This is a genomic window from Cohnella sp. LGH (genome assembly GCF_017671885.1).
Lineage (GTDB): Bacteria > Bacillota > Bacilli > Paenibacillales > Paenibacillaceae > Cohnella > Cohnella phaseoli.
Genome location: NZ_CP072117.1, coordinates 8284817 through 8297048, shown reverse-complemented (window position 1 = coordinate 8297048; position 12232 = coordinate 8284817). Strand labels below are relative to the sequence as shown.

Below are 12232 nucleotides of genomic sequence, written 5' to 3'. Positions count from 1 at the left end.
GAATTCAGTCGGCTATGATCACTTCCGTGCGTCGGAACTGCTTCAGGAAAACGGGATCCGCCCTTCCGTCCGTGATGAGGATGTGAATCGCATCGAAGGCGACCGAGGAGGCGATTGATCTTCTCCCGAGCTTAGTATGATCGACGAGAGCGACGGTTCGGCTGGCGTTGGCGGTCATCAGTTTTTTGAGCTCCGCTTCGTACAGACTGAAGTCCGTCATGCCCTCCTGCACGCTCAGTCCTTCGGCGGAAGTGAAGAACAGATCGGCGTGAATGCCGCTCAGAATGTCTTTGCCAAGTACGCCTTCGACTGTCTTGGAACCGCTCCGCAGCACGCCTCCGATGAGGATGACGTTGTTGCGCGGATTCTGGTTCAGCGTCATTGCCGTCTCAAGTCCATTGGTGACCACGGTCAAATAATTATGGTCGGTCAAGCCTTTGGCCAACTCCAACGCGGTCGAACTGGCGTCCAAAATAATGCACTGCCCGTCGATGACAAGCTTGGCCGCTCTTCTGCCGATCGCCTGCTTCTCCTCATAGTTGAGCTGGCTGCGGGAGGGATTCCGCAGTTCGTTGGCCGCCGCTTGCTGCTTCCTCGGAATGGCTCCGCCATGGGTTCTTTCCAGCATTCCCTCATCCTCAAGAATGCGGAGATCGATCCGCAACGTGCCTTCGGATACGTTGAACAAGCGCGCCAAATCTTTGACGAGCACCTGCTTGTCCTGCTGCAGAAGCTCCAATATCCGGTCCCTTCTATGTGAAGCGAACATCGCTTTCCCTCCTTAGGTTTGGTTACATTTTAAGCAAAACGAAGGCAAATGACAACAAACGATGGTTGGATACTATAGGATGAATTTCTGTAAGAAATATGATACGTTAATGAAAATATGAATGTAACAGGAGACGGTTCGTGAGATGAAGGTCAGTATTTTCGACGTTGCCAAGAAAGCGGGCCTGTCGGTTGTTACGGTGTCCAGAGTGCTGAATCACTCCACGTCAGTCAGACAGAAGAACAGGGAAAAAGTACTGCAGGCAATGAAAGAGCTCGATTATCATCCAAATGCTTCCGCCCGGAGTCTGGCAAGCGGAAGAACCGGTATTATCGGTCTGACCTTGGCGACCTTGCACGACTCCGTTCTCGATGCGGTAGTACAGGAGATCAACGATCGGTTGGCCGAGAACGGCTATTTTCTTGCGCTTTCGATCTCTCAGGGAGACGAAGAGTCATTCCGGCGCTCCATGTTCCAGGAGGATCGCGTAGACGGAGTTATTCTGCTGTCGCCGGCCAACTCGGATGTTTATGTGATGGAGCTCAAGAAGCGAAAAATTCCGTTCGTTATTTTGGACAGTCAGCAGCAAAATTTGTCCGTATCGATGATTGTCGTTAACAACTTCAAGGGCGGATACGATGCGACGAAGCATTTGATTGACCTCGGCCACTCGAATATAGCTCATATTAGCGGCCCGAGGTCGTTTCTCAGCAGCCGGGAGAGGGAGAAAGGCTACCTGTATGCCCATGAGGAAGCGGGGATTAAACCGTTTGGTGTTGTGGAGGGAGGGTTTGACATTCCCTCGGGCTATCGGATCGCCAGCGGCTGGATCGAGTCGGGCAAGCTGCCGACGGCCGTATTTGCCGCCGACGATTTTATCGCGCTCGGCGTGATGGACGCGTTCAAGAATGCGGGTATTCAAGTTCCGGGAGACGTCTCCGTTATCGGCTTCGACGATCAGATCTATGCTTCCGAGTTCCGTCCGTATCTGACGACCGTCCGACAGCCGTTCGAGAAGATCGGTCGGCAGGGAGTGGACATATTGCTTAAGCTGATCAAGGATCCGAGCAGACGAAACGTGAGTATGGAGTTCGACCCGGAGCTAATTATTCGGGAAACGACGGGCGTGCCCAGATCTACCTAACCGCAGAAAGCCGAAGGCCATCTATTCTGGCGAACCTCGCCGAATGGATGGCTTTTTGTATTGCGCAAAAGGAGGTGTCGGACTCCATGTGAAATACTTCTGTAAAATATAAACGCTTAAACATTTTGCAAATATTAAATACATGCAAGAATATTGTCAAATGGGGGTTAATTGGTGAATTTTCCCCCAAAAATCTGCAAAATTTGTTTAATCGTTTTTATTTTTGGTGATTGACAGGGCTTTCATGCCAGAGTAAACTCAAATCAAATGTTAAAGCGATTAAACTTTAAGGACGAACTGGTGAAGGGAGAATGACGATGGCTCGTAATACCCCGATCGCGTCGGAGCGAAAGCCGGCATATGGCGGTGCGGAGAAAAGCTATTTCAAACGACTGGCGGGACAATGGGATATTCAGCTGATGGTGGTTCCTGCTCTGCTGCTCATTATTGTTTTTCAATACATTCCGATGTACGGGGTGCTGCTGGGATTTCAAGACTACAGCCTGTTTAAAGGCTTTCTCGATAGCCCATGGGTCGGGTTGAAGCATTTCGAAGCGTTCTTCAACGATCCCGATTTTAATCGGGTGATCCGCAATACGATCGTAATTAGCTTTTTGAAATTTTTTATCGGGTTCCCGGCTCCGATCATCCTGGCTCTCATGTTGAACGAAGTGAGCAAGCTGGCGTTCAAGCGGGTCATTCAGACGGTCAGTTACCTGCCGCATTTTATGTCGTGGGTCATCGTTGCCGGCATGGTGTCTTCCATGCTGTCGACGGATAACGGGAGCATTAACATGCTGCTGCAGCAATTGAATTTGATTGACGAGCCGATCAGCTTTCTCTCGCTTCCCGAATACTTCTGGAGCATTCTGGTCGTGACGGACGTGTGGAAGAGCATCGGATTCGGTTCGATTATTTACCTTGCCGCCATTGCCGGCGTTAATCCGCAGATGTATGAAGCGGCGGCGATCGACGGGGCCAGCAAGTTTAAGATGACGTATCTGATAACGATTCCTTCGATCATGCCCGTCATTATCATTTTCATGATTCTGGCGATCGGGAATCTGCTCAGCGCCGGCTTCGAAGATATCCTGCTGCTCGCGAACGCGGGCATTCGCGAAGTATCCGATGTCATCGATGTGTACGTGTATCGCATCGGAATTGAAAATCAGCGGTTCTCCTACGCGACCGCCATCGGCTTGTTCAAAGCGATTATCAGCGTTGCCTTGTTGACCATCGCCAACTTAGCGGCTAGAAAAAGCGGAAACAGCTTGTGGTAAACGCATGGCCAACAGAGAAAGGAATGAGACCGAATGCATAGATTAACCGCCGGAGACAGATTGATGTACGGCGCGATTTACATCTCGCTGTGCGTGCTTGGCTTTGCAACCTTCTATCCCTTCTGGAACTCGGCTGTCATCTCGTTCAACAACGGGATGGATACCGCGTTAGGCGGAGTTACCTTCTGGCCTCGCGATTTTACGCTCGATAACTATCACATTGTCTTTAAGGACAAGAGAATTGTCGACGGCTTCATCATTTCGATTCTAAGAACGATTGCAGGGACGTTCCTCTCGATTATGAGTACTGCGATTTTCGCGTACGGAATGTCGAAGAAGGAACTGATGCACAAGAAGTTTTACATGGTCGTGTGCATCATTACGATGTACTTCAGCGGGGGATTGATTCCGTATTTCCTGCTGATTCGCGAGCTGGGCATGATGGACACTTTCTGGGTGATGGTTATTCCGGGAATGATCAGCGTGTGGAATATGATCATTTTCCGCACCTTTTTCCAGGGGCTTCCCGACGGTCTCGAGGAATCGGCCAAGATGGACGGCTGCAACAACTGGGGTGTGCTTTTCCGAATTGCGCTGCCGCTGTCCGGTCCCGTTATCGCCACGCTTTCGTTATTTACGGCGGTCTACCATTGGAACGATTGGTTTGCGCCAAGCATTTTCATTAACAATCCCGAGTTGCTGCCGATTCAAACCAAGCTGCAGCAGATTCTGAACTCCAACATTATGAGCGAGCAGCTGTCGCAGATGAATTCCGCCGCGAATGCAGCCATGTCGCGCATGAAGAGCAACATTACGACGAAGTCGCTGTCCATGGCGACGATGATGGTGGCGACCATCCCGATCGTCCTGGTCTATCCGTTCGTGCAGAAATATTTTGTAAAGGGCGTCCTAATCGGATCGCTTAAAGAGTAGTTTGAAGCCGCGTGCTTTGAACATAAATAAAAAAACGAAAGGGGTTTTTGCAAGTGAGTATGTTTAAGAAGGCTTCGCTGTTATTGATGGCTTTGACGCTGTCTGCGTCTGCGGCGCTTGCAGGCTGCAGCAAGGAGTCGTCCGGAGGAGGAGCTAGTCCGGACAAGACAGGCGCGGCAACCAAGGAGAGCGAAGGGAGTTCCGCAGGCGGTTTTGTATTCGGAGAAACGCCGATCGAGTTCAGCTTCTACGGAAATTACGACTGGTACACGATGAATCCTTGGGGGGAAGATCCGGCTACCGCTTGGATTAAAGAGAATAAGAAAGTGAATGTGACCGCAATTCAATCCGGCGGGAATGCGCAGCAGAAATTAAGTACGATGATCGCTTCGAAAACGCTTCCGGACGTCATCTGGCTGGATCGCGGCGGCGATGTCGAAAAGCTTCGCGAGGCGGGAATGCTGGTTGCGTTCGACGACTGGCTGGATAAGTATCCGAATATGAAAAAATGGGTAGGCGAATCGACAATTAACTTGCTTCGTTCGCCGGACGGCAAGCTGTACCAATTTCCCAACTGGTACACGACGCAGCCGAACGGAAACTCCGGATATGTCGTGAATAAGAGAATTTACGAGGAGCTGGGCTCCCCTAAGCTGGAAACGTTCGACGACCTCTACAGCTACCTGCAGTCCGTGAAGAGCAAGTACGGTTCAAGCGTGATTCCTTATGATCCGGGACTGGAAGGCCAAGGCATCGAGCTGATGGTATCCGGGTTTGCCAACGATTTTCCGAAGACATATGTCAGCATGAGAGCGGTTCCTGAAGGCGATAAGCTGACATCGTTATTCGTTAACCCGGTCTATCGCGAGACGATGCAATTCGCCAGCAAGCTGTTCCGCGAGAAGCTGATTACGCAAGACGCCCTGACGCAAACGGAAGATCACGTGAAAGAGAAAATGTACGCCGATAGAGTTGCCGTATTCGCTGCTTCGAGTCCGACGGAGATTGCCGCGCTCGCTGACAGCACGGTGAAGGGGGCCAATCCGAACCATCCCGGATTTATGATGATTTGGCCGCTTCACAAGGAAGGCGTGGACAAGAACAAAGTGTGGCCGGGGGATTGGGCTCAACTGGGATGGAACGTAAGCGTCATTACCAAAAATCACAAAAATCCGGAAGCCGTATTCGCGTTCCTGGATTGGTTCACGGGCGAGGAAGGGCAGCGGACGATTTTCTGGGGACCGGAAGGATTGTATTGGGAAGGCACCAACGAAGAAGGCGGACCGCTCTTCAATGACAAGTATTTCTCCGAGCCGGACAAAGTATCCGAGCTGATGAACACGACGAATAACTTCCAGTGGAACGGAAACACGGTCTTTATCGATACGCGCAAAGCGGCGATCGAGATGACCTTACCGGAAGAGAAACGCAACTGGGAGACGAGATGGCAGTCGGAAATCACCTGGAAGACGCAATTTAACGGCACTCCGTTTATTAATCTGGATCCTTCTTCGGATTCGGACGAGGGCATCATTCAGCAGAAGGTTGAGGACATTTACAAGGAAGCGACGGCCAAGGCTTTGTTCGCCAAGAACGATGCGGAGGTGCTAGCCGTGTTGGATAAAGCCGAAGCGGATGCGCAGAAAGCGGGATTTGAGAAGCTGCTCGCTTACAAGACGCAAAAATGGCAGGAAAACGTCGCCTTAATGGCCGGGAAGTAATCTAGATAAGTTGAACCAAAGATACCCTCGAAGAAATAACCCAATGGAATGAAGAAAGGGAATGGTTTTGCCGCAAGTTTTGGCTTTGGGCTGCTTACCTCTAAAGATCTTGTCGATCTAAGCAGCCCAAAACAACCTGTCTGAAGTCGGCAAAACCATCCCTTTTGGAATGCAGTGGGCTTCCCCGTCAGTGGTTCAACCTATATAGAAATGCGGATTCAACGATTATAGCTGAGAGGCGGTAAAAAAATGCGTATTCGCAATGAGCTGAAGCGGCGCTGGCGGCGTCACTTGTATGTGCTGTTGGCATGCCTGGTCACGGCGTCAAGCTTTACACCCGGCAGCCCCGGAGGAAAGGCTTCCGCAGCAGAGCCGCAAGCACCGATTTACACCGTGGCTTCCTGGACTTCGGGCAATTCCGTCCTAACGGATGCAGGCGCAGCGGTAACTGCGACGGATGGCATTAACAAAGCTCAATCGGCAATTAGCGCTGTCGGATCGGGGTTGAAGTATGATTCGCAGGGCGGGGCGGTAGGAGGTCCGGACGGAGGACTTGTCGACTGGCGCGACGGTTACGCTGATGTCGGCGGCAGTCCAGTCCCGACGAAGTACTGGCTGGCAGTCGTCTCGACCAAAAATTTTAAGAGCCTGACCCTCTCTTCCGAGCAGAAGTCCGGAAACTCGGGACCGAAGCATTTCAATGTGGAAATCAGCGTGGACAACACGAATTGGACGCTGTTGAAGTCGCTTGCGCTTCCTGCGGCTACGTATACTTGCCCGGGAGACACGTGCAGATTGACGGATTTCCCGCTTCCCGAAGAGGCGGACGACAAAGCTGCAGTCTACATCCGCTGGGGCGTCGTTTCCGGAGAGGCTGCCAATCCGTCCAGAACTTTGGGGGATTACGGAGTTAACATTCTTAGAAATGTTGTCGTTAAAGGCGAAGCGGTCGAGGGGGCGAACATTCCCGTCGATACGCAGGCTCCGAGCGTTCCTGCGAACGTAGCGGGCGTCGGGCTGACCGATACGAGCATCAGATTAAACTGGGATGCTTCCACCGACAACGAAGAACTCAAAGGATATCATATTTATCGCGATGGAACGAAGATCGGCTCGTCTGTCGCTGTTTCCTACACGGACTCCGCCGGTCTTGCTAGAGACACGTCTTATGAATACTATGTGACGGCCTATGACGCAGCGGGTAACGAATCTGCCGCAAGCGCCGCGGTCCAGGTTCGGACGAGAGCCGCAGCCAAAACGAATCTCGCGTCTTGGGTCATTGCGAACTCGGGAGACGAAGGCGTTATCGCGGCGACGGCCGGCTCGTACAAGGGGGCAGCCACGCTGCAAAACTCCGGGGGCGTATTCGAAGCGGTCGATGCCGGCCAGTCTTCCATCAGCTATCAAGGCTGGGACGGCGGAGAAAATAAGAAGTACTGGCTCGTTGCCGTGCCGACTAAAGGGTTCCAGAACATCGCCGTGACATCGGATCAGAACTCCTCCGGCTCCGGTCCCAGAGATTTTAAGCTGCAAATGAGTACGGACAATCGGACTTGGACGGATGTTCCGAATACAAATCTTACGATGTCCGTATCCAATTATAACTGCGCGAACGACGCTTGCAAGTTGAACAATGCTCCGCTTTCCGCCAACGCGGACGACCGCGATCTTCTGTACTTGCGGTGGATTGTCAATTCCAATGTCAATACGAACGGAATGGCCGGCGGAATCGGCGGCTCGGGATCTAGCAGAATCAGAAATATTCAAATTTCGGGCGAGCAGATTCCGGGAGCCGAGATTGTCGTTCCGACAATCGATATGACCAGCAGTCCTAGATCCAGCGCTGTGGAAGTGTTGAACAACGCTCCTGTTGTCGTGAAATTCAACAAGGCGATCAAGCTTAACGACGGGCACTCGATCGGAATTAAAGATCAACACGATACGCCAATGGCGGGCGTTGCGGCATCGGTCGTGTCCGGCAATCAATTGCACGTTTCTCATCCCGATTTTATTCACGGAAACTCTTATACGGTAACCATTCCGAAGGAAGCGATCAGCGGAACGGACGATTCGAGTCTTATTCGCGATGTGATCTGGAGCTTTACAATTAAAGAATCTCCGGTAAAGCCCAAGCTGTTTAATATGACCTTCAATGGGGATCCGCGGACGAGCATCGGGTTCGCTTGGTACACGGATCAGATGACGGGAACCGTGGTAGAAGTCGTGGAAGCTTCTCAGATGACAGGGAACGCGTTCCCTGCTGCAGGCGCGAAGGGATATGAAGGGAAGGCCGAGGAGGTCGCAACCTTCATGACGGCTAGCGACCGCGGTACGAACGCCAAAACGAAATTTTACAGTCACAAAGCGATTGCCGATGGCTTGAAGCCTGGAACGGCGTACAAGTATCGGGTAGGAAACGGGGAAGCCGGCTCTTGGAGTCCGATCGGCTCGTTCACAACGGACTCGGCCGAGCATCAGAGCTACCGTTTTATCGTTGGCGCCGATTCTCAATCTTCCAGTCTGTCCGGCTTCGAACCGTGGGGAGACACGTTCAGGAAAGCCGTCGATTTCATTGGCGATCCCAAGTTTCTCATCGTGGCGGGAGATCTTGTAGACAACGGGGATTTGGAGTCGCATTGGCAATGGATGTTTACGGTTGCCGAGGATTCGCTGCTCAAGGTGCCGTACGTCCCGGTTCTTGGCGGGCACGAGGTGAACGATTACGACGGCGACGTAACGACGGATAACGATAACTTCTACTATCATTTCAATGTGCCGAAGCAGGTCGTTGAGGATACTCATCCAGGCTCCGTCTATTCTTTTGAATACGGCGATGCGTTGTACATGGTCTTCAATTCGCAGTATGAAGGCGGACTTGCCGCTAACGGCAAAGACATCGATTGGGAGGATCCGCAATTCCGAGCTCAAGTGGACTGGATGAGAAATACGGTTGCCCGGACGGACAAGAAGTGGAAGTTCGTGACTTTCCATAAAAGTCCGTACGCGTCCGGAGACAATTCCGCGATGTACGAGGACAGCCGAGTACAGTTCTACAGGCAGCATCTGATTCCAGTGTTCGACGAGTTGGGCATCGACATGGTGTTCGAGGCGCACGATCATATGTATATGAGATCCTTCCAGATGTACGGCAACGAGGTCGTGCCGAAGTCGGAGATCGCCTTCGACGAGAACGGCCATGCCGTAAATCCCAAAGGAACGGTATATTTGATGCCTAACGCCTTGGGGAACAAATTCTACACTAAGCAGCAGTGGCTGTATGAATTCGACGAGAATTGGAATCCGGTGATCAAGAAGGACGAACACGGCCAGCCGATTCCGTACGATCATTTCTTCGCGGACGTGAACGAACAGCCGGCGAAAAAGATGTTTACGGACGTAGCGATCGACGATAAGACGCTGTCGTTCAAATCATATACTGCCGCGGTTGCCGACGAGGGACAACTCGGAACGGTAGGGAATGGCTTGATCGAATATGACAAATACGGCATTAAGAGAACGGATGTAAAGCCTGAGCGAGTAGAGCGGGCGCGTGCGGTCATGCAGGAGAACGACGCCGTTCTGACGTGGAAGGCTCCTTCCGGCGGCGAAGAACCGGTGCGGGGCTTCAGAATTTACGAGAAGCACGACAAGGTGGCTACGCACTGGAGCGCGTATATTCCGGTTGAGCAGGGGAAAACGGAATATAGCTATACGATCCCGGGTCTCAATCCGGCTAAACGGTATAATTTTGTCGTGAAAGCCGTCGGTACAAGAATGAACTCCGATCCGGTCGAAGCGGCAACGATGGACGGCCCGGACGAGAACGAGCCGCCGTCGGCGCCGGCGAACTTGAAAGGGGAAGCGGTGTCTCAATTCCAGGTGCGGTTGACCTGGCAGCCGTCTCCCGGCAATGTTGCGGTATCCGGCTATGACGTTTATCGCGACGGCGTAAAAATCGGACACACAGCCCCATCCGTCACTTCTTTTACGGATCTCGGTTTGGCGGCCGGAACAGCTTACAGCTATTATGTTATCGCGCTAAACTCCATCGATCTTGGATCGCTGCCAAGCCATACGGTCGCCGTTACGACCAAGCAGCCTGCATCGGGTGAAGGGCCTCATAAGCCGTTCCCGCAGCACGCTGCATATGTCGGCGGTTCAATTAAGCCGAATCATGTGACGCAGGCGGAGATGGATGCTACGGTTATTCGCTTGTACAGGGAATGGAAGCAGAAATATTTGCAAGCTAATCCTTACGATTCGTCGCAGAAGTACGTATGGTATACCGACGATCTGGACCGGGACGATCTGGAAAGCTGGGAGCCGTTGGAAGGCGGCGGTTCGTACTTCCCGATAACCGTATCGGAAGCGCACGGCTACGGGATGATGATCACCGCGTTGATGGCGGGGCGCGATCCGGCGGCGCAAGATGATTTTGACGCCATGTACCGTTACTTCAGAGCGCATCCAAGCGAAATCAATCCGCAGCTGATGGCTTGGCGCCAGGGGGATACGGGGACGGAGATCATTGACGTCAGCGGCGTCGATTCCGCTACGGACGGCGATATGGACATAGCCTATTCTCTGTTGCTTGCCGATCAGCAGTGGGGGAGCCAGGGAGATATCAACTACCTGGAGGAGGCCAAAAAGGTCATTCGCGCGATTATGGACAGCGAGGTCTATCAGACCGATTGGACGCTCAGAATTGCCGATTGGGCGACATCGGGCAAGTATGCCGGCGCAACTCGTGCTTCCGATTTTATGCTGCAGCATATGAAGGACTACGGGACCGTCACGGGAGATGAGCGCTGGGGACGGACGGTCGACGGAACCTATCGCGTGATCGACGAAATATTCAAGAATTACAGTCCTAACGCGGGGCTGCTGCCCGACTTCATCGTTAAGCAGGGAGACCGGTTTGTACCGGCGGAGCCTTACTGGCTGGAATCCGAGCACGACGGAGATTACTATTACAATTCCTCCCGCGTGCCGTGGAGAATCGCGACGGATTATCTGGTTACGGGAGACAAACGGGCCAAGGATCAGTTGACGACGCTTAATCGGTGGATACGCGGCCAAACGCAGAACGATCCGAGCCGTATTTTCTCGGGGTATAAGCTGGATGGTTCGGCGGGGCTGCAAGCTTCGGTAGAAGACGAATGGCAGGATATCACGTTTATTGCTCCGTTTATGGTAAGCGCGACAATCGACGCGGGCAATCAGCAGTGGTTAAACGATCTGTGGGATTACAGCGCGGCGATCGACACCGAGGACGAGGTCTACTTCGGGAACAACATCCGCATGCTCAGTATGATCGTAGTCTCCGGCAACTGGTGGTCGCCGACATTTGTCGACGCCGAAGCGCCGACGGCTCCGGTCATCGATTATGCGAATCCGGCGTCTAGCTCGGCGATCGAGTTGAGATGGCTGGCATCCAGCGATAATCTGGGAGTGGCTGGCTACGAGGTTTACCGGGACGGCCAGTTGATCGCGACAACGAACAAGACACAGTACAAGGATGTCGGGCTGACGGCCAACAAGCAGTATGCGTACATGGTCATCGCCTTTGATGCCGCGGGGAACAAATCCAAAGCGAGCAACATGAGACTGGTGACGACGAAGCGGCAAGAGAGTGGACCGTCGAGTCCAGGGGGGACGTCGCCTGGAGGGACTGAGCCGGCTAATCCGACCGGACCGACGAAGCCGCAAGAGCCTGCGAATCCGTCTAATCCGGGAAGCTCTCTCCCCGAGCTTAAGGACATTGGGAAGCACTGGGCGGAGAAAGAGATTTCTCGAGCTGTGCAGCAAGGGCTCATCAAGGGATACTCCGATCAATCGTTCAGGCCGAATAATCCGATCACAAGGGCCGAATTCGCAGTTATTCTAGTTAGAGCGCTTCAACTTTCGGGCAGCGGAAGCTTGTCCAAGTTCAAGGATGAGCGCAGCGTGGGAACATGGGCCAAAGAGGCGATAGCGATCGCAACGGAGGCCGGGATCGTGACGGGGTATGCAGACGGCACCTTCCGCCCCAATGCGATTGTAACTCGTACCGAGATGGCGGTCATGCTGATGAGAGCGATCGGGCTCTCGGAACTGATCTCGAGCCGAACGAGTTTTGCGGACGACAAGGATATTCCTTCATGGGCGAAAGCATCTATTGAGGAGATTCGGAAGCTGGGCATTATGCAAGGCCGCGGGAACGATCGATTCGAGCCCGGGGCAACTGCGACGAGAGCCGAAGCAGTCGTAACGATCCTAAGGCTGCTGGACTTTATTAAAGACAAATAGGCGGGCGCCTCCAAGTCGCGTTTGTACGCCGAACATTGCGCTTGTGCATCTCAAATTTGTGGTATATACTTTTCTTAAAGTTAAATCGCTTTAACTA

6 protein-coding genes are annotated in these 12232 nt (G+C 52.8%); 5 read left to right on the top strand and 1 reads right to left on the bottom strand.

The window, feature by feature from the left end:
* Nucleotides 1-4: 4 nt before the first annotated feature.
* Nucleotides 5-769 (bottom strand): DeoR/GlpR family DNA-binding transcription regulator, encoded by a 765-nt coding sequence (locus tag J4772_RS34190; RefSeq protein ID WP_209073279.1) that lies wholly within the window; start codon nt 767-769, stop codon nt 5-7.
* A 145-nt stretch (nt 770-914) separates the two neighbouring features.
* Between J4772_RS34190 and J4772_RS34185 the strand changes: the two genes are divergently transcribed.
* The 5 genes from J4772_RS34185 to J4772_RS37245 all read left to right on the top strand — a co-directional run bounded on the left by J4772_RS34185 (nt 915) and on the right by J4772_RS37245 (nt 12135).
* The gene (locus J4772_RS34185) at nt 915-1913 is read left to right on the top strand and encodes a LacI family DNA-binding transcriptional regulator (protein WP_209073278.1); all 999 of its coding nucleotides are present in this window, start codon (nt 915-917) and stop codon (nt 1911-1913) included.
* Between the two features lie 419 nt (nt 1914-2332).
* Nucleotides 2333-3193, top strand: a complete 861-nt coding sequence (locus tag J4772_RS34180; RefSeq protein WP_247741254.1) for an ABC transporter permease — start codon at nt 2333-2335, stop codon at nt 3191-3193.
* 33 nt (nt 3194-3226) lie between these two features.
* Complete coding sequence (locus J4772_RS34175; RefSeq protein ID WP_116064847.1) at nt 3227-4126, top strand: carbohydrate ABC transporter permease; 900 nt, start codon at nt 3227-3229, stop codon at nt 4124-4126.
* Nucleotides 4127-4185: 59 nt separating this feature from the next.
* Entirely contained in the window at nt 4186-5847 is a 1662-nt protein-coding gene (locus tag J4772_RS34170) for an extracellular solute-binding protein (RefSeq protein ID WP_209077615.1), read from the top strand.
* A gap of 249 nt (nt 5848-6096) precedes the next feature.
* Complete coding sequence (locus J4772_RS37245; protein WP_247740931.1) at nt 6097-12135, top strand: glycosyl hydrolase family 8; 6039 nt, start codon at nt 6097-6099, stop codon at nt 12133-12135.
* Nucleotides 12136-12232: the final 97 nt, after the last annotated feature.

What these genes read in the sequence shown, in the direction of transcription:
- J4772_RS34180 (WP_247741254.1), top strand. Translation starts at nt 2,333, where the DNA reads ATGGTGGTTCCTGCTCTGCTGCTCATTATTGTTTTTCAATACATTCCG.
- J4772_RS37245 (WP_247740931.1), top strand. Translation starts at nt 6,097, where the DNA reads ATGCGTATTCGCAATGAGCTGAAGCGGCGCTGGCGGCGTCACTTGTAT.
- J4772_RS34170 (WP_209077615.1), top strand. Translation starts at nt 4,186, where the DNA reads ATGTTTAAGAAGGCTTCGCTGTTATTGATGGCTTTGACGCTGTCTGCG.
- J4772_RS34185 (WP_209073278.1), top strand. Translation starts at nt 915, where the DNA reads ATGAAGGTCAGTATTTTCGACGTTGCCAAGAAAGCGGGCCTGTCGGTT.
- J4772_RS34190 (WP_209073279.1), bottom strand. Translation starts at nt 769, where the DNA reads ATGTTCGCTTCACATAGAAGGGACCGGATATTGGAGCTTCTGCAGCAG.
- J4772_RS34175 (WP_116064847.1), top strand. Translation starts at nt 3,227, where the DNA reads ATGCATAGATTAACCGCCGGAGACAGATTGATGTACGGCGCGATTTAC.